Source organism: Cytobacillus pseudoceanisediminis (assembly GCF_023516215.1).
GTDB lineage: Bacteria > Bacillota > Bacilli > Bacillales > Cytobacillaceae > Cytobacillus > Cytobacillus pseudoceanisediminis.
On sequence record NZ_CP097349.1, the window covers coordinates 3,156,807 to 3,182,920 of the forward strand.

General features: G+C 44.3%; 27 protein-coding genes and 3 pseudogenes. 11 read left to right on the forward strand and 19 right to left on the reverse strand.

All coding sequences use genetic code 11. The features are described 5' to 3' along the window. Positions 1-232: 232 nt before the first annotated feature. Genes M5V91_RS16905 through M5V91_RS16915 form a run of 3 tightly spaced genes read left to right on the forward strand, consistent with a single transcriptional unit; the run spans position 233 to position 2,807 of the window. On the forward strand, positions 233-1,684 hold the full coding sequence (locus M5V91_RS16905) for a carbon starvation CstA family protein (protein WP_217025791.1): 1,452 nt from the start codon (positions 233-235) through the stop codon (positions 1,682-1,684). Further along, positions 1,684-1,830 (forward strand): hypothetical protein, encoded by a 147-nt coding sequence (locus M5V91_RS16910; RefSeq protein ID WP_019382616.1) that lies wholly within the window; start codon positions 1,684-1,686, stop codon positions 1,828-1,830. Before M5V91_RS16905 ends, M5V91_RS16910 begins: the two co-directional genes overlap by 1 nt. A 56-nt stretch (positions 1,831-1,886) precedes the next feature. Continuing rightward, complete coding sequence (locus M5V91_RS16915; protein ID WP_009335034.1) at positions 1,887-2,807, forward strand: ketopantoate reductase family protein; 921 nt, start codon at positions 1,887-1,889, stop codon at positions 2,805-2,807. A gap of 42 nt (positions 2,808-2,849) precedes the next feature. On the opposite strand, the gene M5V91_RS16920 is transcribed toward M5V91_RS16915, so the two are convergent. Further along, a complete protein-coding gene (locus M5V91_RS16920; protein ID WP_284521357.1) occupies positions 2,850-3,251 on the reverse strand; it encodes a hypothetical protein in 402 nt (133 codons plus the stop codon). Next, positions 3,251-4,675: a M6 family metalloprotease domain-containing protein gene (locus M5V91_RS16925; protein ID WP_284521358.1), complete on the reverse strand. Its 1,425-nt coding sequence runs from the start codon at positions 4,673-4,675 to the stop codon at positions 3,251-3,253. The genes M5V91_RS16920 and M5V91_RS16925 overlap by 1 nt, the downstream gene beginning before the upstream one ends. A gap of 282 nt (positions 4,676-4,957) precedes the next feature. On the opposite strand from M5V91_RS16925, the gene M5V91_RS16930 reads away from it, so the two are divergent. From M5V91_RS16930 to M5V91_RS16940, 3 genes are read left to right on the forward strand one after another with little or no spacing between them, the layout of a single operon-like run. Then, entirely contained in the window at positions 4,958-5,080 is a 123-nt protein-coding gene (locus M5V91_RS16930) for a hypothetical protein (RefSeq protein ID WP_284522317.1), read from the forward strand. Then, complete coding sequence (locus M5V91_RS16935; RefSeq protein ID WP_009335037.1) at positions 5,080-5,274, forward strand: YwbE family protein; 195 nt, start codon at positions 5,080-5,082, stop codon at positions 5,272-5,274. Before M5V91_RS16930 ends, M5V91_RS16935 begins: the two co-directional genes overlap by 1 nt. A 48-nt stretch (positions 5,275-5,322) precedes the next feature. Continuing rightward, positions 5,323-6,576, forward strand: a complete 1,254-nt coding sequence (locus M5V91_RS16940; protein WP_009335038.1) for an ATP-binding protein — start codon at positions 5,323-5,325, stop codon at positions 6,574-6,576. A 58-nt stretch (positions 6,577-6,634) separates the two neighbouring features. On the opposite strand, the gene M5V91_RS16945 is transcribed toward M5V91_RS16940, so the two are convergent. Then, complete coding sequence (locus M5V91_RS16945) at positions 6,635-7,243, reverse strand: exonuclease domain-containing protein (RefSeq protein ID WP_217025795.1); 609 nt, start codon at positions 7,241-7,243, stop codon at positions 6,635-6,637. Between the two features lie 70 nt (positions 7,244-7,313). Beyond that, on the reverse strand, positions 7,314-7,538 hold the full coding sequence (locus M5V91_RS16950; protein ID WP_009335040.1) for a hypothetical protein: 225 nt from the start codon (positions 7,536-7,538) through the stop codon (positions 7,314-7,316). Between the two features lie 114 nt (positions 7,539-7,652). Between M5V91_RS16950 and M5V91_RS16955 the strand changes: the two genes are divergently transcribed. Continuing rightward, positions 7,653-8,396 carry a DUF3784 domain-containing protein gene (locus M5V91_RS16955; protein WP_061791934.1) on the forward strand — a complete coding sequence of 248 codons (744 nt, stop codon included), beginning with the start codon at positions 7,653-7,655 and terminating at the stop codon, positions 8,394-8,396. 84 nt (positions 8,397-8,480) lie between these two features. Then, a pseudogene (locus M5V91_RS16960) lies at positions 8,481-9,436 on the forward strand (calcium/sodium antiporter). Positions 9,437-9,470: 34 nt separating this feature from the next. Here M5V91_RS16960 and M5V91_RS16965 read toward each other — a convergent pair. The 5 genes and pseudogenes from M5V91_RS16965 to M5V91_RS16985 all read right to left on the reverse strand — a co-directional run bounded on the left by M5V91_RS16965 (position 9,471) and on the right by M5V91_RS16985 (position 14,194). Further along, positions 9,471-10,694, reverse strand: a complete 1,224-nt coding sequence (locus M5V91_RS16965; RefSeq protein WP_284521359.1) for an MFS transporter — start codon at positions 10,692-10,694, stop codon at positions 9,471-9,473. Positions 10,695-10,774: 80 nt separating this feature from the next. After that, the gene (locus M5V91_RS16970) at positions 10,775-12,244 is read right to left on the reverse strand and encodes a cbb3-type cytochrome c oxidase subunit I (protein ID WP_284521360.1); all 1,470 of its coding nucleotides are present in this window, start codon (positions 12,242-12,244) and stop codon (positions 10,775-10,777) included. Then, positions 12,237-12,788, reverse strand: coding sequence for a cupredoxin domain-containing protein (locus tag M5V91_RS16975; RefSeq protein ID WP_284521361.1), 552 nt, complete (start codon positions 12,786-12,788; stop codon positions 12,237-12,239). Before M5V91_RS16975 ends, M5V91_RS16970 begins: the two co-directional genes overlap by 8 nt. 129 nt (positions 12,789-12,917) lie before the next feature. Further along, positions 12,918-13,716, reverse strand: a pseudogene (locus tag M5V91_RS16980) (GNAT family N-acetyltransferase). Continuing rightward, the gene (locus tag M5V91_RS16985) at positions 13,697-14,194 is read right to left on the reverse strand and encodes a DinB family protein (protein WP_009335047.1); all 498 of its coding nucleotides are present in this window, start codon (positions 14,192-14,194) and stop codon (positions 13,697-13,699) included. The pseudogene M5V91_RS16980 and the gene M5V91_RS16985 overlap by 20 nt, the downstream one beginning before the upstream one ends. A gap of 141 nt (positions 14,195-14,335) precedes the next feature. Between M5V91_RS16985 and M5V91_RS16990 the strand changes: the two are divergent. Beyond that, a pseudogene (locus M5V91_RS16990) lies at positions 14,336-15,849 on the forward strand (glycine betaine uptake BCCT transporter). Positions 15,850-15,888: 39 nt separating this feature from the next. On the opposite strand, the gene M5V91_RS16995 reads toward M5V91_RS16990, so the two are convergent. From M5V91_RS16995 to M5V91_RS17010, 4 genes are all read right to left on the reverse strand, one after another. Further along, positions 15,889-16,752, reverse strand: a complete 864-nt coding sequence (locus tag M5V91_RS16995) for an AraC family transcriptional regulator (RefSeq protein WP_061791927.1) — start codon at positions 16,750-16,752, stop codon at positions 15,889-15,891. A gap of 381 nt (positions 16,753-17,133) precedes the next feature. Beyond that, a complete protein-coding gene (locus M5V91_RS17000; RefSeq protein ID WP_251174015.1) occupies positions 17,134-19,221 on the reverse strand; it encodes a catalase in 2,088 nt (695 codons plus the stop codon). Positions 19,222-19,356: 135 nt separating this feature from the next. Further along, on the reverse strand, positions 19,357-20,634 hold the full coding sequence (locus tag M5V91_RS17005) for an MFS transporter (protein WP_019382627.1): 1,278 nt from the start codon (positions 20,632-20,634) through the stop codon (positions 19,357-19,359). Further along, positions 20,635-21,108: an ArsR/SmtB family transcription factor gene (locus M5V91_RS17010; protein ID WP_019382628.1), complete on the reverse strand. Its 474-nt coding sequence runs from the start codon at positions 21,106-21,108 to the stop codon at positions 20,635-20,637. A gap of 261 nt (positions 21,109-21,369) precedes the next feature. On the opposite strand from M5V91_RS17010, the gene M5V91_RS17015 reads away from it, so the two are divergent. Further along, entirely contained in the window at positions 21,370-22,014 is a 645-nt protein-coding gene (locus M5V91_RS17015; RefSeq protein WP_284521362.1) for a sensor histidine kinase family protein, read from the forward strand. Positions 22,015-22,055: 41 nt separating this feature from the next. Next, positions 22,056-22,628, forward strand: coding sequence for an ATP-binding protein (locus M5V91_RS17020; protein ID WP_369425991.1), 573 nt, complete (start codon positions 22,056-22,058; stop codon positions 22,626-22,628). A gap of 37 nt (positions 22,629-22,665) precedes the next feature. Here the strand turns inward: M5V91_RS17020 and M5V91_RS17025 are convergent, their stop codons facing one another. The 6 genes from M5V91_RS17025 to M5V91_RS17050 all read right to left on the reverse strand — a co-directional run bounded on the left by M5V91_RS17025 (position 22,666) and on the right by M5V91_RS17050 (position 26,064). Then, the gene (locus M5V91_RS17025) at positions 22,666-23,262 is read right to left on the reverse strand and encodes a histidine phosphatase family protein (protein WP_019382630.1); all 597 of its coding nucleotides are present in this window, start codon (positions 23,260-23,262) and stop codon (positions 22,666-22,668) included. 87 nt (positions 23,263-23,349) lie between these two features. After that, entirely contained in the window at positions 23,350-23,583 is a 234-nt protein-coding gene (locus M5V91_RS17030) for a hypothetical protein (protein WP_251174017.1), read from the reverse strand. Positions 23,584-23,630: 47 nt separating this feature from the next. Next, positions 23,631-24,152 carry a signal peptidase I gene (lepB, locus tag M5V91_RS17035; RefSeq protein ID WP_284521363.1) on the reverse strand — a complete coding sequence of 174 codons (522 nt, stop codon included), beginning with the start codon at positions 24,150-24,152 and terminating at the stop codon, positions 23,631-23,633. After that, a complete protein-coding gene (locus tag M5V91_RS17040) occupies positions 24,149-24,688 on the reverse strand; it encodes a DinB family protein (protein WP_019382633.1) in 540 nt (179 codons plus the stop codon). Before M5V91_RS17040 ends, lepB begins: the two co-directional genes overlap by 4 nt. Before the next feature lie 58 nt (positions 24,689-24,746). Beyond that, a complete protein-coding gene (locus M5V91_RS17045) occupies positions 24,747-25,571 on the reverse strand; it encodes an MBL fold metallo-hydrolase (RefSeq protein WP_009335057.1) in 825 nt (274 codons plus the stop codon). Between the two features lie 94 nt (positions 25,572-25,665). After that, positions 25,666-26,064, reverse strand: coding sequence for a GNAT family N-acetyltransferase (locus M5V91_RS17050; RefSeq protein WP_019382635.1), 399 nt, complete (start codon positions 26,062-26,064; stop codon positions 25,666-25,668). Positions 26,065-26,114 lie beyond the last annotated feature (50 nt).

The following is a 26,114-nucleotide window of genomic DNA, read 5'->3' on the forward strand; positions in this document are numbered from 1 at the left end:
AAAATCGATGGGGATTGCGCTCTCCATATCGCTTTGGCACTATATATTTAGTTTAACTGGACTGCTAACCACTAAATATAACGAATTTTCTATACATTCCCACCCTTCGATGCATGTTAATCCCCCATCACTGCATTTTAATCTTTGTTTTTTACATGTTGGACACAAATTGTTCAAATTTCCTTCTCTTCTTATATAATTAATGTAAACGCATTCATAAAGGGGGATAATGATGATTACTTTTTTAGTCTGTATTGCACTTTTAATTATTGGTTATTTTACGTACGGCAAGTTTGTTGAAAAAGTATTCGGTGTGAAGGAGGCACGGACGACTCCGGCCTACACGCATGCTGACGGTGTGGACTATATCGCAATGAGCACACCAAAGAACTCGTTGATTCAGCTATTGAATATTGCAGGTACTGGTCCGATTTTCGGCCCGATTATGGGAGCGCTTTACGGACCTGTAGCCTTTATCTGGATCGTGGTCGGCTGTATTTTTGCCGGTGCCGTTCATGATTATTTAACTGGAATGATTTCGATCCGCAACCGCGGCGCGCATTTGCCTGAGCTTGCGAGCAAGTTCCTCGGGAAAGTCATGAAGCATGTTGTGAACGCTTTCGCCGTTCTTCTTCTGTTATTGGTTGGTACGGTGTTTGTTACAACTCCGGCTGATCTGCTTTATGTGGTAATGGATCAAAAAATCTCACTAACTCTAATCATTGCTGCAATTTTCATCTATTATATTTTGGCGACTTTGCTGCCTGTTGATAAAATCATCGGACGCCTGTACCCATACTTTGGCGCATTGCTTTTAATCAGCGCATTTGGCGTAGGTATTGGTTTAGTGGCAACTGGTGCCGATATTCCGGAAATTTCTCTGCAGAATTTCCATCCGGCTAACGCACCTATTTTCCCATTGCTGTTTTTCACTATCACTTGCGGTGCTCTTTCCGGTTTCCATGCAACACAGACGCCGATTATTTCCCGTACAACTCAGAATGAAAATCAGGGACGCAAGATTTTCTATGGCATGATGATTGCAGAAGGTGTTATCGCCATGATCTGGGCTGCTGCCGCAATGAGCTTATTCGATGGTTATAACGGATTAAGTGATTTCCTTGCTAACGGAGGTCCTGGTGCCGTTGTAAGCGAAGCTTCTACCTTAATGCTTGGGGCAATCGGCGGAACACTTGCGATTCTTGGTGTCGTGGTCCTTCCGATCACTTCCGGAGATACAGCTTTCCGAAGTGCACGAATGATTATTGCTGACTATATTAACTTCTCCCAGAAGAAAATTTCCAGCCGTTTGTGGATCGCTATCCCATTGTTTGCTCTTTCTTTGGCACTTACGCAAATCGACTTTAACATCTTATGGAGATACTTCAGCTGGGCTAACCAATCAACTGCGGTTATCGCGCTGTTTGTCGGTGCCATGTACTTGTATATCGCGAAGAAAAATTACTGGATTTCCCTTATACCTGGAATCTTCATGCTGTTAATGGTCCTAACGTATATCTTTAATGCGCAAATCGGGTTCGGTTTATCAATGAATGCTTCCTGGATTGGCGGAGCCATCGGTACCGTCATTCTAGTGGCACTATTCTTCTCCGCTGCTAAAAAGGCTCGGGCGAATAACCTGCCGCTGGAAGAAGATATTTCCGGCTGGAAGAAATCCGCTTAATGGGCTGCTGCAGTCCAAAATACCGTGAAACGGTAAATGAGGAAGAGAAGAAAGTAAACGAAAAAGGGACAGATTCTCTTCCTCTCCTTGCTAAATTGATTTTTGGTGCAATATTTGTAATCGGATTATTCTACTATTTAACTTAGCAAAAGTGCACGTTCATGCGTGCACTTTTCCATTTAACCTAAGGAGGCACAAAAAAATGAGAATATTAGTTGTCGGAGCCGGCGCCATTGGCGGCTATTTTGGCGGAAGACTTTTGGAAAAAGGCGAGGATGTTACTTTTTTGGTAAGGGAGAAACGAAAGCAGCAGCTTGAGAAATACGGGCTTCTAGCGGAAAGTGTGCATGGGGATATGACTTTTCCTGAGCCGAAAACGATCCAGGCCGGAGAAAAGGCAGATGCATTCGATGTCATCCTGCTCTCTACAAAAGCCTATCATCTTGAGGGAGCTATAGAGGATATCCGTCCCTTCACAGGCGATAGTACCTTGATTCTTCCTCTCTTAAATGGAATCGCACATATGGATCAACTAACAGCCGCTTTTGGGGCAGCGAACGTTCTTGGCGGCCTTTGCTTTATTGAAACCACTCTTGGTGAAAATGGGAAAGTGATTCAGACAAGCCCGGTCCATGACTTTGTTTTTGGGGAACGATCCGGTGAAAAAACAGAGCGGATCCTGAAGCTTCAAGAGGCATTTTCAGGTACAAAAGCAAACTTCCGCCTATCCGAAAATATCGAGCAGGAGATGTGGCATAAGTACCTCTTTATCTCCACACTTTCTGGTGTCACTTCCCTGTTCCGTTCACCCATCGGGCCGATTCGAGATCAGGCATTCGGATTAAATACCGTTAAAATAGTTTTGAAGGAAGCATCTGCTATTATGAGGGGCTTGGATGCTCCGCTGGCTGATGGGATTGAAGATGCGCAGGTGCAAAAAATAAACGAAATGGGCTATGAAATGAAATCCTCCCTGCAGCGCGATATGGAAAAGCAGCAGGCTATCGAAGCCGATCATTTCTTTGGATATTTGCTGAAAAAAGCTGAGCTGCTGGATTTGGATGCTCCTGTTATCGGTGCGATTTATGCTAACTTAAAAGTTTATGAAAAAAATAGTCTTTAAACCAAAATCCGAGCAGGCCAACCCGCTCGGATTTTTAGTTTATTATTTTTTGCTGCTGTTTGTATTATAGTAGAATTTCGCCGTGATGGATCCATCGGCATTTTCTTTAATGTCAGTTACATGGATTCCGGAATCAGCCGGCGTTGAGCTATAGCCCTTCCAGAAGTAGTAAGAACCAGTGTGAACATTTCCGGATACAGGTGTGATTTTCCCTCCGGTTTTGAAGAAATCTCCTGCATCACCGCGGTTTAGATTTTTCTCCAAGTCATACTTGCCATCAGCCTGAAGAACAGATAAACCGTAGTGAGTTACAACTGTACCATCACTTGCTGTTTCAGATTGGTTGTACTGGAAGCGTTTGTTCATCCAGTTTTCCACATTATTCGGACGGAAGCCGGCAGTCTGGTACAGGTTGATGATGTTCTCATCTACGTGCCATGCCATTAACCCTTTAGAATCTGCCCCTGGCGAATTAAGCCTTTGTTAAAGCCATCCTGCTGAACGTTTTCAAATAGGAAGTATTCAGTGCCATTAGAGCCCGGCACTTCCATTTTGACGATGCCGTTATCAGCAGTTGCTTTATTGATCGCCGGAAGCGTGATTTCTTTCACGCCATCTTCAGGCTTTACTTCAATTGGATTTACCCACCCCAAGAATATCTTAGAGAACGGATCAAAGTGCGTTGGAGAGTTTCCTGCATAAGCTGCAGCATCCGGATAGCGCATCCAGGAGCCGCCTGCCATCATTGAGTAGTTTCCTACACCTTCAGAGCTGTAAACCGTATCATAGAAATCAGGCAATCCTAGCGCATGTCCAAATTCATGAGCGTAAACCCCGGTTTGTGCAGGGAATGGACCCGTTTTTGCTTCTTCTTTGTAGGTATTAGTAGCTGCATCGAAACCGGCAACGTTTCCGCCGATGCCTGGCTGAATGTTGTAGTTATTGACTACTACTCCGTCATAGGTCATATCTTCTGCAACTGTTTTATTAATCCATTCATTTTGAGACATGCCAGCATGTACATCTGCAGGTTTGCCAGTTTCATAGTATTTCCCATAATATAAAGCACTTAGCAGGCTCCACTTATGTGACCAGAACTGTGCCGGGTCACGGCTGAATTCAGCTCCTGTACCTTCATGAATGACGAAGATATTAGGCACTTCCCCATTCTCAGCATACTTCGAGAAGTCAACCTGCTCGTCTGCCGCTTTCAGCAAGTCACGGATGAATTCGCCTGTATGGGCATCCCCATTCACATTGCCATTAACGTATGTACCATTTTCAGCATATTTACCTTCCTGATCCAAGTAGTATGAAGCACCTTTAGGCATCTCTACCCATACAAATTCGGTGTTTTCCTTGCGGACCAGGTTGGTTTTTCCATAGCTGGATTCTTTATAAGCATTTTGCATCGTGCGGTCCTTTGGAACATTCTCACCATCATATTTCTGGAATTGAGGAAGCTCATAAGGATTATACTCTGTTCCAAAAATTAAATCCTCATAATACTCAGCTGGAACTTGTCCAGGCATATCACCGACCGGCTCATCACCATCCGAATACTTTGCCAGAAGAACAAGAACCGGTATATCTCCTGTTGCTGCTTTATACGCCACATGATTGTCACCAGGCTGCTGGAACTTGGCTCCTGCCTTTGCTGCTTTCTCAGCCGGATCGACCTTTGATAGATCGATTCCCAATTCCTTTGCTTTTGCAGCAAGCTCCGGCGACGCACCTACATGATGGGCAAGACTGATTTGATATTTACTTTCCTGCTTTGCCTGAGTATCTGCCGGTCCCGCTCCTGCAAAAACGGCACTTCCTGCTAAAGCAAGGGATAAAGCTGAAGTGGATAGAACTTTTAACATTTGACTCACTCCCTATAATCTGTTTCTGTAATCTAAATAGTACAAAATATTCAGTATTTTCAAAATAGGAACAAAGGATGGTTTATAAGATTTCTCGTGGTCTAAAAGACTTATTTTTCTGAAAAGTTACAGGTAAAAAGATTATTTCTCTGTGAAATTTCCTTTAACTGTTTAATGATTTATAATAGAGGGATATGTAGATAAAGGAGACTCTAACATGACTCATATAGAAGACAATAATCGAAAAAAATCAGCTTAAAAGAAGCAATGAAACAGCAGCTTATGAATAAAAAACAAGAGCAGGCAGGCGGAAAGTTCAATAATACTCCGGTTAAATCGGCGAAAGCATTGAAAAGCCAGCAGACAAAGAAGACCAATAACCAGCGGAAACGGACGGGTGTATAATGGAAGGGCAGAATCGCGCTGCAATCGCGCCTGGGTTAAAAGTAAAAATTGTTCTTAAAAAGGATCAGCGGACAGGTGTGCTGACAGAAGGAATAGTGAAAGACATTCTAACAAAGTCACCTTCTCACCCGCACGGTATAAAAGTGAGACTCGAAGATGGACAGGTTGGCCGGGTAAAACAAATTTTACGTTAATAGGGACAGTTCCCTTACACTAGATTTGGTTATACTGGGAGGAGACTATTGGTTACACTGATCAAGCCTTTACTGGTAAACATTACAATACTTTTTTCATTTACGTTTAACGGGAATTTGTTTTTTCCATATCAGACAAAGACCCCTCTTACCCTTAAACAAAAATTGATTTACGGACTTCTCGGCTCATTCGGAGCACTTTTATGCATGTTTTATCCTATTGAAACGCTGGGGGAAACCCATTTTGATTTGCGCATGGTCGCCATCATGATCGTGACGCTGTATACAGGATGGCTTCCCGGCTCTATTGTGATGCTGAGTACCGTCATTACCCGCTATTTAATAGGCGGACAGTTCATTTATATTGGAATTTTGGTTTCCATTCTGGCATTTGTGATTACCCTTTCCCTAAGACGAGTGTTTCTTAATTCCAGCCATCGGGTAGTGACTGGTTCTTTTATTCTGTTCTTTTATTTTTACTTATATATATCCATCATTGCCACAGCCGTCATTTTTCTTGATACATTCTTTTACCTGACTTACTTCGTTGCGTTTTACCTGACATTTATTGCACTTATTTTTGTCATCGAAAATCTTTTCAAAACGAATAAACAGATCAGTGAAATGATGTATATGGATAAGCTGACAATGGTCGGCCAGCTGGCAGCTTCCATCGCACATGAAATCAGAAATCCTTTATCCACTGTGAGGGGCTTCATTCAATATTTGAGCCAGGATACGTCGGATGAGAGCTTAAAAAAGTTCTCCCCGCTCATTATTGAGGAATTGGATCGTACAAACAGCATCATTACAAACTATTTAAAAGTCTCAAAGCCCGAGCAGTTCCATCTGGCTAATGTCCCCCTGCATGACGTGATTCAGGATTGCGTACTGCTCATGAGACCCCTTGCTTCTTATGCCAATGTGGTGATTGAATACGCGGATAAAGGGCCTTTTTATGTGCAGGGAGATGAACACCACCTAAAACAGGCCATCATGAATGTGATCAAGAATGGTATAGAATCAGTCCCGGAAAAGGGAAGGATTCAAATTTTCACCTCTGCTGATTATTTTCACAACACGGTTGAAATAACCATTTCAGACAACGGCCGGGGCATGACATCCGAGCAATTAGAGAATATCGGACTGCCTTTTTATACAACAAAGACGAAGGGAACTGGACTTGGCAGCATGGTTACGAACAAAATCATCCGTGAAATGCAAGGAACGATAGAATATGACAGCGATATTGGCAAGGGAACGACAGTGAAAATCATACTGCCCCTGCTGAAGAGTGAATAAGGAAAGAAAAATTGCCAAAAAAAGAGTGCCTGAGTGCACTCTTTTGCTGTATTGCCTTTTAACCAAGCCGGCCCTGCATCGCAGGCTGGTATTTTCTCATCGGACCTTTTGCCAGAACATCACGCATATAGAAATCCCCGGCAGGATTTGTTTTTTTCAGCAGTTCTAAGAGGTATGTAATATCATCCATAGCCCTATGCGTCTGGCTTTCTGCAATCTGATGGGACTGAAGGAGCGTCAGCAGCTTGCTGTCTGTAAAACCATATTCCTTCCATGGGACACTTCTCATTGTGCAATACCATTTTAATTCGTTGATGTCTTCAGGATACATCCGGTATAAAAAGCTGCGGTCAAAGGATGCATTATGAGCGAAAACGGAATCGGCATGAAAGAAATATTTTTTTATTTTGATATCATCAAAGCATTTACCGCTGACAGCTTCATAAGGAATTCCGTGAACTCTAAAAGCGCGGCTGTAATTGTTTTTGGCCGATTTGCTTATGGGCTCCCGCAGGAATGCAGCTTTATCCTTAATATCAAGGATCTCCCCTGTATCCGCACGGTAGGAAAACAGCTTTAATGCCAGTTCGATGATTTCATCGGAATTTGGTCCAAGTCCCGTCGTCTCCACATCCAGCAGCAGCCCCATCTTTTCCTGGTTTCTCATTGCCAGCCTCCTCTATTCATTTTAAATTAAGCATATAATAGAGGAGTGCTGAATGCCAGCGGAACCGCTCTTAGATCTTTTTATCGTTCTTTAATCGGTCCACATAGTCGGCATGATAATTCTGATGCATATATTCCCGGTTTTTCATGGAATAGAAATATCCTGTGGAAAGAGACAGAAATGCGAACAGAAACCCTACCCCAAAGCCGAAGGTATGATAGCCCATAACAATGCTGACAACGGTAGTGAGCAAAAGTACCAGCAATATATAAAATAAAATATTTTTGCTTTTCAAGGATGTTCCTCCCCTTATTTCAATACATTTTTTAAAAGATACTGTCTTATTATTATACCAAATACGAAACAAAACGGCGGTTTTCTCCGTAAGAATAGTAAGGAGGTTTTTCCCATGATCGGACTTGTCATTACACAAATTGCCGTGATCGCGCTCTTCCTGATTCTCGGGTGGGCTGTAAGATTCAAAAAGGCTTACTGGCTCATTTCCGGATTCGCATCGCGGCCCGAAGAAGAGAAAGAATCATTAATAGAAAACAGGTATCCGCAAAAAATCGGAAGCCTGCTTATAGGCACCGCTATCGGAATGCTGGTGCTCCTGCCTCTCTCGTTTACCGAATTCAGATTCGCAGCCGAAGCGCAATTCGGCTTCATGCTGGTCATATTGCTTGGCGGACTCGTCTACTTATCCAGATATGAAGTGCCGGCCAAAAGAAAACGCAGTTATATAATTGCCAGCATTCTCTTCATTGTAACGTTTGGCCCTATCGTTTATCTGACCGTCTCCAGTCATAAAGGCTATGAAATGGCATTAGAGGAGGATTCATTTGAAATCTCCGGGATGTACGGAGATAAGTGGGATTATCGGGATATTCAGTCCGTACAATTATTGGAGGAGATGCCTGAAGTAACCTGGAAACAAAATGGTATCGGCCTCCCTACTCTTGCACAGGGACATTTCAAAGTGACTGGCTATGGCAGCAGCCTATTATTCATCCAAAAAGAGCATACGCCCATTCTATACATTGAGGTCAAAGATGAGCAGATATTTGTTAACAGCAAAGATTCCTCAGAAACTCAGATCTGGTATGAGGAGCTCAAAAAAGAAGCGGAAAAACAAACGAAGCCGCCGGCATAACATTCCGGTGACTTTTAGTTGAAGATTTACTAAATTCAATCCATAATTGGATAATCATAGTAATTATAGGAGGTGCTTCGAAAAGTGTCATATTTACTTCTGATCATAGGATTTGCCCTTTTAATAGCAGGGGCAAACTTCTTTGTGGATGGCGCTTCAAAAATTGCCGGGTTTCTCAAGATTTCTCCGCTGCTGGTCGGGCTGACAATCGTTGCGTTTGGAACAAGTTCGCCTGAAGCCACAGTCAGCATTCTGGCAGCGCTCGATGGCAATGCCGATGTGGCTATCGGGAATGTCGTCGGCAGTAATATTTTTAACATCACACTGGTTGTCGGCATTACCGCCATGATTTTTCCCCTGAAAGTGGAGAGCACCACCATCCGCAAGGAGATTCCATTCACTTTGCTTGCCACTGCCGCACTTATGATTTTCATTAGTGATACATATCTGGACTCAATCGGCAGCAATGTGGTTTCACGCAGTGATGGCCTTGTTTTGCTGCTGATTTTTGCTGTATTCATGTACTATTTATTTGAAGTGGCCCGGGAAAGCCGAAGCAGTAACCATGCTGATCCTATAAAAACAAGCGCTGGACAATGGACGAAGCAAAGCCTTTTGACGATTGCCGGATTGGCTGCCATTATTTTTGGCGGTGATTTGGTAGTCAGAAGCAGTACAGAGATTGCTTACTCTTTGGGAATGAGTGAAACATTGGTTGGCTTAACGATTGTTGCCATCGGAACCTCTCTGCCGGAACTGGTGACCTCTGTCGCCGCAGCCATAAAAAAGAAAGTGAAATCGCTCTTGGAAATATTGTTGGGAGCAATATCTTTAACATCCTGTTTGTCCTCGGGGCTTCAGCCGCCATATCACCGCTCCCTGTGGACCCTAAGATATTCGTCGATATTACGATATTAATTTTAATCACATTTGTGCTCCTCATCTTCTCAAGAAGCCATTATGCTGTAGGAAAATATGAGGGCGGCTTTCTCGCAGCCTCTTACATTATGTATTTGATTTATATCATTATGAGGAATTAATGCCCGCGCCGGTCCAATTGGGCCGGCGTTTCTTTTAAGAGGAGGTAGTTTCTGAAAAATACTGCTGCTTCCCCGGCTTCAGCAGCTGCCGGCAGACATAAAGAGCAAGGATTAAATTCAGGACTGCTAAAATGACAATCGTATAACGGAGCGGAAACAGATCTCCGAGAACACCGATTCCAAAGAGCAGGATAATCTGAGCAAAGCTTTGGATGACACCGATCACACTTGTCATTCTGCCCATAATTTCCACAGGCACATTATTCTGATAAAAGGTTTGGTATCCCGCACTTGAGAAAGCATTAAAAATGCCCAGTACAGTGAATCCCATGACCACCAGCATAAAGGAGTCTGCCAATGCATAAATCAGATAACCCGCTGCGGTCAAAAGCATGCCATAGCCCATGAGCTGTTTGATGCTAAGCATTCTTGAAACGATGGTGATAAAGAGAGCTCCCAGCGCAAAACCAATTCCACTGATGCTGACAAGGAAACTATAATCCGCTTCTGTCAGCCCCACAACATCCTGGATAAACACAACTTCTTGGGAATCCATTGCGAGCGAGAACAAACCGAATGCCAGAAAACACCCGTAAACAGAAATGATAAAAACCTCTCTCCCGGCAAACATGATAACCTGCTTCCAATCATCCCGGAGCGTTTCATAGGCTGATGTTTGTACAGAAGGGGACTTTAAATCTTTATCCATATCTGGAAGCACCCAGATGATGACAGCTGAAAAGACAAAGGAAGCCGCATTTAAATAGATGGCAGTTTCGATGGTTCCAATCAGAAATAATCCGCCTGCGATGGCTGGCCCCACGATAAAAGCGCCTGAGGTAACAAGACTGTTGATGGAGTTGAACCTTTTTCTGGTTTCAATTGGAACCAGCTTGGCTATATACGTTGCGGAAGCCGGCATAAATAGAGCCTTCGCCATACTGATTAGAAAGAGGACTGCATAAATGAAGCCAATGCTTCCGAGAAATGGTATCAGAGCTACACCCATGGCTCTGGCCAGGTCCGTCCAAATCATTATGCTCTTTTTATTTTTCCGATCTATCAAGCCTCCGCTCCATGAATTAGTTAAAACGGAAGTGACTGGACCTATGATCCATAATCCTGCTACAGCAGCTGCTGATCCGGTCATGTCATAGACAATCAAATTAATAGCAATCAGGTAAATAAAATCTCCCAGCCTGGATATTCCAATCCCTGTCAGCAGAAAGGACGCCATTTTCCAATTAAATATTTTCATAGATCACCTTTATGTATTTATAATATTCCTAATTATCACTATATCATAAAAAAAGCCCTGGAGAAGAATCTCCAGAGTGCCTATTTCTCAGCCAGCTGCTGATTTTTTTGGTAAGGAACCTGACTGCCAACATATCTTAACCCGGAAAAAATCTTGCGGTGAAGATGATTGCGGCCAGAACGATAAAGATTCCGCTGACTGCGCCTACCTGGTCGGACAGCACCCATTGCGGCAGGTGTTCTGACCATCTTCTTGGTGCACTGATTCCGCCTGCATAAAGGAAAGAGCCCACAAGTCCCATAAAAAACAAAATAGAGAGCAATGGTGAACGTATCGATTCCCCTGTGCTCCTGATTGCCTTCGGTCTTATTAAAATAATACATAAACCCAATAATCATGGCGACTACACCCATTCCCATATACGTATGGAAATGGCCCGGAACCCATTTCGTGTTATGCATCACATGATTGACGACAATGGTGGCATCAATGATAGCCGGGATTGCTCCTGCCACCCATCCGAACATGGAAAGGAAAAACAGGCTTGATGCAAAGTCCCATTTCATCCGCGAGCGGTAGACAATCATCAGCGCTCCGTAGGCTGTAACGACCATAACGGGCAAGCCGTTTGCATAGGAAAACACCTGCCCGATGATGAGCATCCATTTTGGCACCGCAAAGTCCATCAGTAAATGGTGCGTATAGATCATTAAGGTAAAGAGTGTCGAGCAGTTCCACGCAATTAAAAAAACCTTGTTAGCTTTCCACGGTCGTTTTGTATATTCTGAGAGGACCTCATAGACGGCAATAACAGCCATATAGATGGTGCAATTGGCAAAGATATGGCCGAACGCATACGTAAGATGCTTGGCAAGCAGGGGGTCCATCGTGACGGCCGGGTTGATAATATTTACGAGGGATGCCGCCAGCACCGTGGCTCCTGCCAGCAGTGCAGTCGAATTGGTTATAATGACCATGGCAGTCGCCACGACAGCAGCAGGCGGACCATATCCTTTTTTCCCCCTGAAAATGATATCCCATCCGAGTGCCTTTCCAAGGCCCCCATAAACTGCTGTCAGTCTCGCAGCCAGGTACATGTAAAGAATTAAAAAACCAAAGCCAAGAACCAGCATGCCCGATAAGAAGAATACCGCACCTGCCGCCCCATACATTTTGGCTGACTGAGCAGGAAGCGGATATAAAAATGTCCAGCCATCGGAAAAGTCAAAGACAAAAATGGCGATGAGAACCATCGAGACTCCGGTTAAAAAAAGGACAAAGTTTACAATGAGGATGGCAGGGTTCAGTTTTACGTATTTAGACAGGAAGTACCATAAGATGGCCGTTCCTCCCAATGCAGCGATGCCGACCATGCCTGTTCCGTGCGCAGTCATGATTTTATAAAACCACTGCGGCGTGATGCTGATCATTTCACCCTGATTCATCAGCATAATAACACCAAAGATCATCATAAGAATTAAGACAAGTGAAGTTACAGCCAGATGCCAGACCACTGTTTTCCTGGCTAATGGGTGAATCGCTTCATTCATCAGAAGCTCCCCCTTCCGGTTCGACAACAATTTCTTTAACCATCACATGATGTCCGGCTGAACAGTATTCAAGGCATAATATTTGATAAGTTCCAGGTTCTTTAAAAGTATAATAAACTGTATTCGTATATCCAGGCATTGCCTGAGTTTGTGCAACAAGCTCCATATTCTCATTGTATAAGCCAAAACCATGGGTAACATCCGAAGCCGTCACATCAAATTGGACCTTGTCCCCTGCTTTAAATGTTTCCTCACTCATCTCCCACGCATATTGTATTCCAGTTACCTTCACTACTTTCCCTTCATTTAAGCCTTCCGCTTCGGCCTGATTGCTGTCGTACGGCAGCCTGCCAAGCGTCATAACAGTGGCAAAAGCCATAATGGCAATTAGCCCGAGAAAATAGAATTTCCTGATTTTATATCCTTTTTCCTGGATGGTGCTATACTCTCCGCTGCGCTTGGATTCTCCGTAGACAAACGCAAATGCCAGCGCCAGCAGGAACACAAAGAAAACAGTCGCATACATGGCGATTTGCTGATACATTCCTACCCCTCCAATAAAATTTTCAAATCCCCCCAAACTTTATTTTATGGAAGCTCATTATTTAATTCGGTGATATATGTCCTATTTGACGATTTTTTTGAAATATTCCAGCAAAAAAAATGCCCTGGATCAGGACATTTCCTTTTCTATCGTGTACATCATCCAAAAACCGATATCTTCAAACCCAATGCGTTTATAGATGGTGCCGGCAGCCGGATTATCATAAAACAGACATAGTTCTTTATGCTCCGAAAGAAGCTGGCGGCAGAGCTTGACCATGCATTGGGTGGCATAGCCTTTCTTTTTGTAATTACGATCTGTTGCGACGCCGACGACCATGGCAGAAAGGGAATTTTCGGCTGCAGTTGAAGCGGTGCTGACCATTTTTCCCTCCTCCGTAATAAAAAGAACGGGATGAGCCATCCTTTAGACCCCTGCGTTTTCGTTCAACAGTAATGGCTGAATCGCTGAATTCAGGAATGCTGTTCAGAAGCTCCACCAGCTGTTCAGCATCTTCAGGGCCAGCCTGGCAAACTGCTGATGCATCAATACCTTCGTCCATTATTTCCACGCACTTTGCATAATAAGTTTCCCGTTTTCTTTTTATGCGATTTGAAAGATGAGGTTCAATTTTTGCAGTTACAGCTTTTAGGCCAGACATCATCCCAAGATTCGGATCCCCGAGCATGATTTCCGCAAACCCCCTGGCATCAAAATCTCCTGCTGCAAAGGGGATGTAATTTTCTTCATATTTTAATAATACTGCGATTAAATTTCCGCTTTCATCGAACTCTCCCCACACCTTTTGGAATTCCTGCTCATAGCCGTATGCTTCAATATCTCCAATAATAAACAGATTCTCAGCCGGCTGCTGCTTTAAAAAGCTGAAGCAAATTTCATCGTCTAGTTCAGTTAGCCTTCTGATCATTTTCCATTCCCCTTATTTGATTCAAGTTCCTTCCTATCAGATTTGCTGATATCGGCGTTAGATTCATCTCTCTTGCCCATACAGACAGCTGGCCGATATGATGGATTTCATGGGCAATGACATGATTCAGGATATCTCCCTTTTTATATTGCCTCTCCATCCATGGCGGTGTAACAAACTCATTATATGGAACCGGCCATTCCTCCTGAAAAAAACTTTCTAATTCCATGCGGTATTCTTCAGAAAGTGCCCTTACTTTTTCCAGTTCATCATAGTCGGAAAACAGGGGGTCTTTCACTTCCTTGCCCTGAATGGCACAAATCCAGCTGTATTCTACATCCACGATATGAAAAAGGGTTTCCAGAATGCCCCCAACTCCTCCAGTCCGATTGGCATTCAGCTCTTCGGCTGAGAGCTGGCGGCACCATTCAAACCACTCATCGCGCACTTGCCAGTTATAGCGAAATAATGTCAGCATATTCTCTTACCTCCTTGTCCAGATACCTATGGAATTTCGTCAGCATATGGTAATTTCCTGCAAATTTCTTTTTCCTCCGCATAATTACTTGCCATATATTTAATCCTAATGGAAGCGGTATTAGAAGAAAGGAGATTGTATGTGAAGCAGAACTTAATGGTTTTCTATATATCGGTGGGCATATTATTATTGCTTGTTTTATTCGGTGTTTTTGTCCCGGATTCGCTGGAGAGAGTGACAGCAAATGTACAGGCTTTTATCACCGATAAATTCGGCTGGTATTATTTAATTCTTGTATCATTTATCGTTATTGTTAATTTGTACTTTTTAATAAGTCCATTAGGCAGAATTAAGCTTGGGAAGCCGGATGACAAACCCGAATTTTCCCGCCCTACTTGGTTTGCGATGCTGTTTAGTGCGGGAATGGGGATCGGCCTGGTTTTCTGGGGTGCAGCTGAACCGATTTATCACTATGCAGTTGGGTCTCCAACTGGCGGAGAGGTAGGGACTGACCAGGCCATTAGGCATGCCATGAGATATACTTACTTCCATTGGGGAATCCATGCATGGGCGATTTATGGAATTGTGGCGCTTGTTTTGGCTTACTTTATTTTCCGCCACGGGGAACCTGGTTTGATCAGTGCCACTTTAAAGCCGATTTTAGGCGACCATACACAGAAAGCAACAGGGAAGATCATTGATATTCTTTCAGTGGTTGCGACTGTGATTGGTGTGGCAACGACACTTGGGTTTGGGGCTGTGCAGATTAACGGAGGGTTGTCTTATCTTTTTGGCATACCGGTTAGCATTACAGTCCAGTTCATTATTGTGGCTATTGTTACGGTTCTTTTCATGATATCCGCATGGTCTGGACTTGGCAAGGGCATCAAAATCTTGAGCAATGCCAATATGATTTTAGCAGTGATTCTATTTTTGCTCACTTTTTCCTGGGACCTTCTTTGTTCATCTTAAACCTGTTCACCAATACACTTGGGTCTTATCTGCAGAATTTGCCTGGCATGAGCCTCAGAATTGCGCCGTTAGATCCAGAAGTCAGGGAATGGATTAATGCCTGGACGATTTTTTACTGGGCCTGGTGGATTGCCTGGGCACCCTTCGTAGGGATTTTTATCGCCCGTGTTTCAAAAGGGAGAACCATCCGGGAATTTGTTTTTGGGGTCCTCCTTGTGCCATCGCTAATAGGCTTCATATGGTTTGCAACTTTTGGCGGGACAGCAATGATGCAAGAGCATAACGGTGTTGCCAAAATTTCCGAATTGGCTACTGAGGAAGCTTTATTTGGTGTATTTTCCAACTTGCCGATGGGAACGATCCTTTCTGTTATCGCCATTCTGCTCATTTGTACATTCTTTATTACCTCTGCCGACTCCGGCACATATGTCTTAGGAATGATGACAACAAATGGCTCACACCATCCTGGCAATAAGATAAAAATGGTCTGGGGAATATTGCTTGCTGCCATCTCATTGGTTCTGCTTTATTCCGGCGGGCTTCAAGCACTGCAGAATACGATGATTGCAGCAGCTCTTCCTTTCTCCGTCATCATGGCATTAATGACCTTCAGTCTGATCAAGGCTCTGCAGAAAGAAGCGAAGGAGCTGGGGATTGGAAAAATCCCGAAGAAGAAAGTGTAAAATAAAACCTGCAGATATGGCGTCTGCAGGTTTTCCTGTTTATTTTACCGGGATCCAGATCTCTGAATAATAATCAGAATTGGAAGCATCACCTGCCGTATAGACTTCCAGCTCCGGTGCAGCAGCATGTTCATAGCCGCTGGATGGAAACCATTCTGAGAAGATTTTTTTCCAGGTGTTTTGCATGGCATGCGGCATGGCGCCATGTACTTCAAATACCGCCCATTTGGAGGCCGGGACTTCCAGGCACTCGAAGCTGTCAGGCTTTTCGCCTTTAAAGCTTGCCCCGATCCAATAATCCATGCTGTCAGGCTTCTTGCTGCGGTTATCGACACACACACCGAGAACTCCTTTAATCTCGCCATTATTCAGCATAAATAGCTTGTCAGCAGTCCCGTTGCTATTCACTTCATCCCACATTTTCGGGATGCCGGCCAGATTCTCTTCATTGCACAATGAGAACTCCCTTTTGATTCCTGCTACTTGGAAAGCTTCTTTTTTGACAATTGCATATTGCATTGGTTCTGCCCCTTTCAGACTCACCTGAATTACCAGGCGGTTATATGATTTCAGCTTTCCGGAGAAATTTCTTGCTTCAGTCGGGGTCATGCCATGCTGCCTGCGGAAAGCCTTAGTAAAAGCCTCGGGAGTGTCATAGCCGTATTTATAGGCAAGATCAATCACTTTGCGGTCTGTTCGGACCAGTTCCTGTGCTGCGAGGGTCAGTCTTCTTCCCCGTATATATTCGCCCACCGGCATATCCGTCAAAATGGCGAATGTACGCTGAAAATGAAATACGGAGGAGTTGGCTTCCTCCGCGGCTTTCCCGATGGAAAGATCCTCATCCAGCAAATGCTCCTCTATATAATCAATCGCCTTCTGCAGCGATACGATCCATGACATTACTGATCACTCCCTTGATTATATCCTACCTTTTTCTCTTTTTGTCTTCCTGTCATTTTTTGCTTTGTTTTGGCAGGTTTGTATTAAAGAATTCTTATTTTAGAAGGGGAATACCTGCATGTTGGGAAAATTTTATGCGGCTGCTGGCAGACCGGAGCAGAATTATGAAAATAGCGGCCAAAATGGGGGATTTACCGGCCTATTTTGCCGTTTCACCGGCCAAGTTTAGGAAAATACCGGCCAAAGTGGGGAATTTACCGGCCAAAATCACTTCATCATATTTATCGGTCAGTTTCCAACTATATCGGTCAGTCCTTTATCTATCAAGAAATCAGAAAAAAGCCAGCCTCCCCATAACGGGCAGCTGGCTTCGATGGCACCTTATATGGCACGTCCCCAGTGCCGGTGCATGGCAATGCTATTAATTAAATTTTCGCTTGCGGATGCATCGCCGGCTTTGATTTCGACGATTCCCATTTCCGATAGGGTTTGTGATTGCCCCAGCGTGTTCATTGCTTCTGGAGGCAGCAGTTCGGCTCCTTCGCCGCCAAACGCAATGGTTTTAAGATGCTTGTAGGCTTCGCTGACGAATTCCTTGGCCTGCGGCACCTTCTTCAGGGCTTCAGCACTTTCTTTTCCTCCTGCCACATAGATGCCGTCATACATTACTGAGTGAGAGGTCAGGAATGTTTTCACTGCTTCCAATTCTCCGCCGTCTCCTTTGATCATGCCCAGGTTTTTGCTGACAATCTCCGGCATGATTCCTGCACCTTTCAAAGCTTCCATTACGCTTTTGACTTCAGAATAGTTGAATCCATTATCAGCGAGAATGGCGACTTTCCGGGTCTTAGGTGATTTAGCTGTGTTCATTTGGCTAAGAGCAGGCGAAGAGAGCGTCACTTTGGATTCATTCGCAGCATCCGGCACTTTTACGCCAACTCCGAGGGCAATTTGCTCGGCAAGGAAGCTATCCACATTGCTGAACATGTCTACAACCTGCTGCTTCACATCCTTGTTCATCACCTTGCCCACTTCAAAGCGGAACGCCTCGATCATATGCTGCTTTTCCACTTCAGACATGCTGTTCCAGAACATTTTCGCCTGGCTGTAATGGTCTTTGAAGCTGTCGCTGCGCTCGCGCACCTTGCGTCCTTCGACTTTTTCCTGGTAATGAACATAGCCGCCCTCTTCTGCTGTGGCAGGGCTTGGATCATTATTCTGCATCGAGTTTTTATGATAGGCAACCGGCCCTTTATTAATCGTCATGCGATGGTAGCCGTCATACTGATTATTGTGGAACGGGCAGACCGGACGATTGATCGGGATCTCATGGAAGTTCGGACCGCCAAGGCGGATCAGCTGGGTGTCGGTATAGGAAAATAAACGTCCCTGCAGCAGCGGGTCATTTGAAAAATCAATGCCAGGTACGACATGTCCCGGGTGGAACGCGGCCTGCTCTGTTTCAGCAAATACATTATCCTGGTTACGGTTCAGGGTCATTTTCCCGATGATCTTAACCGGGACCATTTCCTCCGGCCATAGCTTTGTTGCATCCAGAATATCAAAGTCAAAGGAGAATTCATCTTCCTCCTCAATCATCTGAACTCCAAGCTCAAATTCAGGGTAATTCCCCATTTCGATGGCTTCCCAAAGATCACGTCGGTGGAAATCCGGATCCTTTCCGGCAAGTTTTTGGGCTTCATCAAAAACCAGGGAATGTGTGCCCAGAACAGGCTTCCAGTGAAATTTCACAAAACGTGCCTTGCCCTGCTCGTTCACAAATCGGAACGTGTGAACGCCAAAGCCCTCCATCATGCGGAAGCTGCGCGGGATGGCACGGTCTGACATTGTCCACATGATCATATGGGCTGTTTCAGTATTGTTGGCGGCAAAATCCCAGAACGTATCATGGGCCGTTGAAGCCTGCGGCATTTCGTTATGCGGCTCCGGCTTGAATGAATGAACCAGATCAGGGAATTTGATGGCATCCTGAATGAAAAACACCGGAATATTATTGCCGACTAAGTCGTAGTTGCCTTCTTCGGTATAAAACTTCGTTGCAAAGCCGCGGGCATCACGTACAGAGTCTGCCGAGCCGCGGGAGCCTGCAACTGTGGAGAAGCGAACAAAGACCGGGGTTTTCACAGATGGATCCTGCAGAAACTTTGCCCGGGTATATTCTGCCATGGGTTCATACACCTGGAAGTAGCCATGTGCGCCAAAACCGCGGGCATGGACAACCCGTTCCGGGATGCGCTCATGGTCAAAATGCGTCATTTTTTCCCTGAAGTGAAAGTCCTCCATCAAGGTCGGGCCGCGGGAACCAGCTTTTAACGAATGCTCATCCTCCGAAACCTTGACTCCCTGGTTCGTCGTAAGCTTCTTTCCTGTATTATCCATGCGAAACTCTTCAAGCTGCCTGTCCTTGCTGTGCTCATTTACACCTTTGTTTTGCGGATCTTGTTTCAAATGATTTTCCTCCTTATATATAAGAAGCAATTGCTTCTGGGCTACGATTCAAACTATGTATCTATATGTTGAAATACCCCAGAACTTAGGCGATAAACGGCAAAATAAAAGAAAGCAGCGGAAAACTGCTTTCTCTCAGGCTTGTGGGCTAATCTCTGTTTTAGGCTGATCTGCATCTCTCAGCAGCTGGATAAAGGTTCTTTTTTGCAGATGATACAGGATGAGCACCAGAATACAGCCTCCGCATGCAGCCATCAGGATCCAGACAGGCATTTTTTCAAGCAGGAAGCCAAAAAAGATAAAGCCGAGTGGTGTCATGGCACTTGCTCCTGTTTCAAGGAGTGACATAACCCTGCCCCGATAGGCATCAGGCGTGCCTTTTTGCAGTAAAACCATCACCGGAATATTGATTACCATGATAACTGATGATAACAGCAGGACCATACCAATTAAAAAAGGAAACATGATGCTGTTTGAAATGCCCATTAAGCCAGGAAAATTCGGGATGCCAAGCAGTGCAATGATGAGGGACATGGCCATTACGCCCCCAAAGATGGTTACTTCTTTTCTCTTTACCTCGGGACGGGCAGATAGAACGACCGACATAATCAGCATCCCGACGGAAAAGGCCCCTTCAATAATACCCAGCTGAAGGGAACTCATTTCCCGCACAGTCAGAACCAGATAAGGCATCGCAACGGGAAAAACCGCGAACCAAAAATTCAGCCAGATGCTAATGATAATGAGATTTTTAATGAACGGCTGATTTTTCACATATGAAACGCCCATTTTCAGATCGTAGATCATACTCTTTTCTTCTAGTCTTTCTTTTTTCTCTGCAAATAGATTGTATTGAATTAGTAAACTGGTGATGCCGGAGACTGTGAAGGCGATGATGTTGATAAGCATGAAGAATGATAAATGAAAGATGCCAAAGAAGACGCCCCCAAGAACAGGTCCCAAGATGGCGGATGATGAAGCTGCGGCCTGATTGAGTGACATCGCTTTTTGCAGAGTATCAGGACCGACCATGTTGTAAATCGCTGAAGTGACTGCCGCTGAATAAAAGGTATTCAAAATGCTTAGAACAGCTGTGGCTGTGTAGAGGAGCCAGATTTCCTGTGTGACAAAAAGATACAGCAGCAAAATGGCAAGCAGCCAGACTGCACAGGCAAAATCGGAAATAATGATGATTTTTTTGCGGTCCCACCTGTCACTGAGGGCGCCCGCAACAGGGGAAAGCAGAATTCTTGGCAGTGCACTAAGAATGAGGGTTATGGCAAAGTTCAGACTGGATCCAGTTTCTGCAAGGATATATAAGCCAATGGCAAAACCGTAAATGGAGGAACCGAGCACTGCTGTCATTTTCCCTGTCAGAAAAAGTGTTATATTTTTTTTAATCTGGGTTTCCATCTAATCTTCCTCCTCGGAATTAAGCAATTTGAAGCTGCAGGAGATTTCATATGAATTGCGCTTTATAGCCCCCTTTACGCTTTTTTCCATGTATTTAACCATCAGATCATACAAATCGTCCTGAAAATCCTTTAATTCATCATCTGTGAGGGAGATGCTTATTCCCATTGATCTGCTGGATCCTTTTTCCTGCCCTTTCTCTTCTTTCAAGTTGAATTGCGTCGCTTTTGAACGGTAATACTTCTCGATAATTCCCCTGTTTTCTTTCGTTTCCTCAATCTCCAGTATTTCGCCTTTATAAAGCTGCTGAATATGGTAATGAATGCTTCCTGCAGACTTCCCTAGCTCTTCAGCAACCTGTTTGGCTGTCATGGCTTTTTTAGCGAGGAGGTAAATAATTTTTATCCTTAGCGGGCTGGATATCAGCTTCTGCTGTTCCAGATTAATCTCCATCGTTTTTTTGATTAAATCCAAAGAGGATTTCACCCTTTCTAATCTATTTATTTATTTTAATTTTATTATATGTTCTAAAAATTTAGAATGATACATCTTTTTAAAATAAATAACAAAGAGGTTTCGGCAAACCATATTTCACTCGCATTGAAATATTAATCTTCACCCTCGACAATTTTGTATTTTCTGACAATATTATATAAAAAAAGCAAATGAGTATTGTCATAAATAGTAAAACAATATAGAATTTTCTTATAACCTCACAAAGAGGCAGGTGAAACGGTGGAAATCACAAAGCATTTTTTCTTTAATCTATCGCTCTTGATCGTCATCTTGTTTATTGTGCTGGTATGGGCGGAAAAAAGCTCTAAATTCCGGTTTTCCAAAGGCTGCTCTTTTATATGGCTTTTGTTCATGATCTGGATATGCTTTCAGTTTTCCTATCAGCCAAGCCCGCATTACTTTTTTGATTTACGATTGATACCTGTCATCATCGGCGGTTTATATGCGGGAATCGGCCCCGCATTGGCCGGGTCTGTGATTTTGATGAGAAGTTTTTATGGAGTAGAACCTGGGTTTTATTCTAATATTCTTTTATATTTGCCCCTCGGGATTATTCTTTGGAGACTCTATCCTTGGTTTTGGAAGCAGGTGCCGCGAAAAAGGATTCGCCTTTCGATTATCATAACCCTGATTTTAAGTGTGCTGACCGTTGTCGTTATGGAACTATCGGTGCCGCCACAGAACCGGTTTGATGCCTGGTTTGCCTACCTGGTGATTCCGCCATTGGGTGTCTTCATGATTTCATATGTATTCGAGTTTGCCAAAAGAAATCTGGATATCCGTGAAAATCTCGTAAGGGCAGAAAAGCTTGAAGCTGTGGAGCAAATGGGAGCAGCCATCTCACATGAAATCCGCAACCCCTGACGGCTGCAATTGGATTTGTACAGCTATTACAGGAACAGCGGCTGCCGCCGCGAAAAAGGGTTGAGTATTTGGGCATCGTGAAAGCAGAACTCGAATCGGCGGAACAGGTCATTCAAAATTATTTAACCTTTTCCAAGCCTTCCTTAGATAAGATCGAAGAAATTAATGTAAAAAAAGAACTAATGCAAGTCATGAATATATTAAAACCGACCGCCAATCAGAATTCCGTAGAGATTAATGCCCATTTTGCCCTCCTCGGATCGATTAAAGGTGATCGGCAAAAATTCCACCAATGCTTTCTGAATGTAATTAAAAATTCAATCGAGGCCATGCCGCGCGGCGGGCAATTATACATAGAAACACACTATAGCAGCAGCCAGATCACCATCGAAATAAAAGACACCGGTGTCGGCATGACGTCCGATCAGCTTCAGCGTTTAGGTGAACCCTACTATTCTACAAAAGGCTCCAAAGGGACCGGTCTCGGTATGATGGTCGTGTTCAGTATTGTAAGGGCCATGGATGGCAATGTTCGCGTCAAAAGCGAAGTGGGTAAAGGCACTGTTTTCAGGTTTACATTTCCGAACTTTAAGTCGAAGATACATAATGAATAAAAAAACAGCAGCGGCAGCCTGCTGTTTTTTTACTGGCTTAACATGATTCTATCTGCTTCACCTCAAGATGCTTCGTGCAGTTATACAGCTCACAGATCCACTGGCTATCTTTGATCAAAAGCTTTGTGATGGATGTGTTTTTCAGCGGGGAGGACAGATCCGTGTGCGGCACAAGTTCCCTTAACAGATGGCGGATGAAGGAACCGTGGCTTACGATCAGCACGTTTTCGCCCGGGTGCTTATCTGTGATTTCCTGGAGGAACTCAAGTCCTCTATGAATGATGCTTTCTTTCGGCTCAAAACCGAGGTCCATTTCCCGCCAGTCTTTGCCCCATTTTTCAAGACGCTCTGCTTCGGTTGTGCCTTCAATCATCCCGCCGCCGACTTCCCTTATTCGGGGATCGAGGTGAAGGGGAATGGAACCGGTTTTCTTCTGGATGGCTTCCGCAGTCTGCTTTGCCCTCAGGAGATTGCTTGAATAAATCACATCCCAGCTTTCTCGGCCAAGCCGTTCTGCCAGGCGTTCCGCCTCAGCCAATCCTTCTTCATGGAGAGGAATATCCGAGCTTCCCTGTGCCCGTCCCTCCTTATTCCAGGCTGTAATTCCGTGCCTGATCAATCCGATTTTTGTCATCTATAACACGTCCTTTCTTTTCACTTGTTTCGGTATTTAATTAAAATAGCAATTTCCTTTTGGAGGATGCAAATAGAAGGGCAGCTTTCATAAATAGAATGTCGAAATCTGCAAATAGAATAGTGGCTCCAGCATACAGGCTTCACCCTCATCATCTGCCGAACAGAAATATCCGCTCAGTATTAAGAAGCTGATCAAAAAGATAAAGCTCTTGTGCCTTAGCGCGTGTTTTCCAGCCGGTTTTCTTACTCCGCCGAAAAAGAAATAAAAAGACCCGGCAGCAAAGATAAAATAGGCAGCTACCTGAAGAAACAATTCCACAAGATCCCCCTATTATGTAAAAGGAGCGGTGCCTGCCGCTCCTGAAGCTAATCTACTTTTCTTACGTTTGAAAAAGGATACCAGACAAATTCGCTGACGCCGATAATCCGCTCCTTCTCGATGTATCCGAGTCCATTACGGCTGTCCAGGCTGACAAGGCGGTTGTCGCCCATCACAAAATAGTGATCTTCCGGAACAGTTAGAGGGCCGAAGTCACCGGTCAGTTTGTTGACAATTCCTTCTGCTTCTTTGCGATTTTCTGAGAGATAGTCTTCATCCCACTGCTTGCCATTTATATACAGATGGTCATCTTTCATCTCCAATTCATCGCCGGGGAATCCTATTAATCTTTTAACATAGTTTTTTTCTTCGCCCTTGATGATGACAATATCGCCTCTGTCCAGTTCTTCAAATTTATTTACGAATATTTTTTCCTCGTCATGAAGGGTCGGATCCATGGAGGCTCCTTCCACATAGTAAGGTGAAAAAAGGAAGACCCTGATCACCATAGCGATTCCAAAGGCAATCAGAAGGGATTTCAGCCAGCTCACTATTTCATGCTTATTCAATGTGTTCCACCAAAGCCTTCTGCACCCATATACCTGTCTTTAATGAAGGTGCGGTGATGAAGTTCATGGCCGGCAATAATATAGGCGATGGCCCGGGCGGTTACTTCCGTGCCGTTTGCATTCCCTCTCCTTAGCAGTGACTCATCATCCATGCTTTTTAGTAGAGCAATCGTGTTTTGGCGTACATAGGACAGCTGCTCTACCAGTTCCCGGATGCTGAAACGGTTGAATTGCCCATTCTTCACATACTCATTATCATCATAGCCAGGCAGCTTGGCCATCTCCCCTCTGCCAATGCAAAGCAGGCGGTAGCTCATGATGCGTTCGGTATCTGTGATATGGCCGATAACTTCTTTAATGGTCCATTTTTCCGGAGCATAACGGAATTGAGCCTGATCTTCATTCAGGTCTTTTACCAGATTCATCGTTTCCTTTATTTGCACATCGAGGATCTGCAGCAGGTCCCCTTCCGGTACGGAGCTGACATATTTCTCATAATAGGGTGCATATTCATTGGATTTAGGTTTTTTTAACATCGCGTTCCCTCCCATTCTATTACCTTATTTTACTAAATATCTATTTACAGAGCCAATATTAGGTTTGAAAAAGCTCGCCCCGGACTGCTTTTATATAGCGTTTAGCTGACCGCTGCACTGCAAGGTCTGCCTCTTTTTCTATAACTCTGTGAAACGCGTTGTAGATCCGGTCAAATGATAGCGTTTTTATTCTGCCAGCCATTCGTTCTACCGTTTCAGCCGGAAGAGGGATGAGATTCGGGTAGCTGTACATGAAGCTGACCCACCCACTATCTGCGACAACCTGAATGATGTCGCCGGTGAGCAGAACGCCTTTGCCCTGGCTCCCATTTTCCCAATGAAGGACAGCACCGCCTTTAAAATGTCCGCCAAGGCGGTGGATGACCAGGCCATCTTGAACTTTGAGCGATTCTCCGCTCCAGAAAATAATGTGTTCACTGTCCCTCATCACCCATTCCCTGTCGTCTTCGTGTATATAGATCGGCACATTGAATGTTTCCGCCCATTCCGCCTGAGCTGAATAGTAATGAGGATGGGACAGTGCGATTGCGTCTAATCCGCCTAGATCTTTTATGGTGTCAATCGTGTGCTCATCGAGATAGGTAATACAGTCCCACATCAGATTAAAACCGTTATGCTGAATAAGATAAGCTGTCTGGCCGATGGCAAACTCCGGCACTGTTTTCATGCTGTAAAGATTGGATTCCTCCTTCTGTATTTCATTTATATAAATTTGGCTTTCCGTCATTTCATGTAATGTTGTCCATTCCTGGCCACGGGGTCCAACGTACTGGCGCTCTTCCATGCAGATCGGGCAGCTTTCAGGCTGATGGACCGAAGGCGGAAATTGCGTTCCGCACGTTTTGCATATATATTTTTCCATTAGAATTGCCTCCGTTTCTCATACTTTACATTACCCATTTTAATGCTGGAAACTTTATGCTAAATCGCCGTTCTGACTGAAAATGGCTACAACTTTAGCCTGAAAACTTATACTTCAAGCCTAAGGTAAAAACCTCAAAGTCCAGCTTTTCATAATAGCCCGCTTTCTCTTCCTCAGCCATCAATTGTACATGCAGCCGTGCCTTCGAGCACTCCACTGCCAGCCTGCGCACCATTTCCTTTCCGATGCCCTGGCTGCGATAACCTGGATCAACGATTAATCCGCAAAGATAGGCATTAATCACTCCGTCTGAGATAATGCGCCCTGTCCCGATCAGGCAATCTCCATCATAGGCACTGATCACCAGCCAGCTCTGCTCCATCGCCTTATGCAGTTTTTCTTTCGGCAGCTTCAAAAATTCATTCCAGCCGTCATTTTCATATAACTGAAATAATTGATCCTGATCCGGTAAGGCAAATTCATATTTGATCATAAAAAATCTCCTTAAGTATGTAATGCTAAACCTATTCTGGTTCAAGGAGG